Below are 1,037 nucleotides of genomic sequence, written 5' to 3'. Positions count from 1 at the left end.
GGATGCTTGGGCGCCTCGACGCCACCGACCTACAACGCATGGCCCGGGACGGCGTCATGCCACTGAACGCGCCCGAGGGCCTGTCCTTGTTCGATGCCGCACCAGGTGCCGGCGTAGGCGCCCTCGTGCCCATCAAACTGGACCGTGCCGCCCTGCGTCGCCTCGCTTCCACGGCGGACGTACCTCCGCTGCTTCGGGATCTTGTGCAGATACACAGGACGCGAGCTGCCGGATCGGGGGTAGCCCGAGGTGCCGCGCTCGCCGACCGCATGGCCGGTCTTTCGTCCGCAGATCGGGAGCGGCTCGTGGACGGGCTGGTGAAGGCCCAGGTAGCGACTGTCCTCGGGTACGCGTCCAGCCGTGACATCGAAGCGACGCAGGCGTTCAAGGAGCTGGGCTTCGACTCGCTCACCGCCGTCGAACTACGCAACAGGCTCGCGGCTGCGACGGGGCTGCACCTCCCGGCCACCCTGGTCTTCGACTATCCGACCCCTGCGGACCTGGCCGCGTTCGTCCTCTCTCAGGCGCTCGGGGACCAGACCGGCTCCACTCACGACACGGCCGTGGATGTCGTGGCGGCGGACGACCCGATCGCGATCGTCGGTATGAGCTGCCGCTATCCGGGTGCTGTATTCGATCCGGACGGCCTGTGGCGACTGGTGGCGGACGGTGGCGACGGCATCGACAGCTTCCCCACCGACCGAGGCTGGGACATCTCCACGCTCTTCGACGCCGACCCTGACCGGACGGGCACGACGTACACGCGGAGGGGCGGATTTCTCTACGGAGCAGGTGAGTTCGACCCCGAGTTCTTCGGGATCTCGCCGCGTGAGGCCTTGGCCATGGACCCGCAGCAACGGCTCCTCCTTGAGGCCTCGTGGGAGGCTGTCGAGCGGGCGGGTATCGACCCCGCTTCGCTGCGTGGAAGCCGTACGGGTGTGTTCGCCGGTGTGATGTACCACGACTACGCCTCTCGTCTGAAAGGCGTGCCGGACGACACCGAGGGATACCTCGGCATCGGTAACTCGGGCAGTGTG

1 protein-coding gene is annotated in these 1,037 nt (G+C 67.8%); it reads left to right on the top strand.

All coding sequences use genetic code 11. From position 1 onward, the window contains the following. Positions 1 to 1,037: acyl carrier protein (locus tag IH13_RS0136310; protein WP_031091451.1), on the top strand; the 1,037-nt coding region annotated here is incomplete at both ends.

Source organism: Streptomyces sp. NRRL WC-3549, assembly GCF_000721935.1.
Classification (GTDB): Bacteria; Actinomycetota; Actinomycetes; order Streptomycetales; family Streptomycetaceae; genus Streptomyces.
The sequence above is the reverse complement of the archived record's forward strand: the minus strand, read 5'-3'. Positions and strand labels throughout refer to the sequence as shown.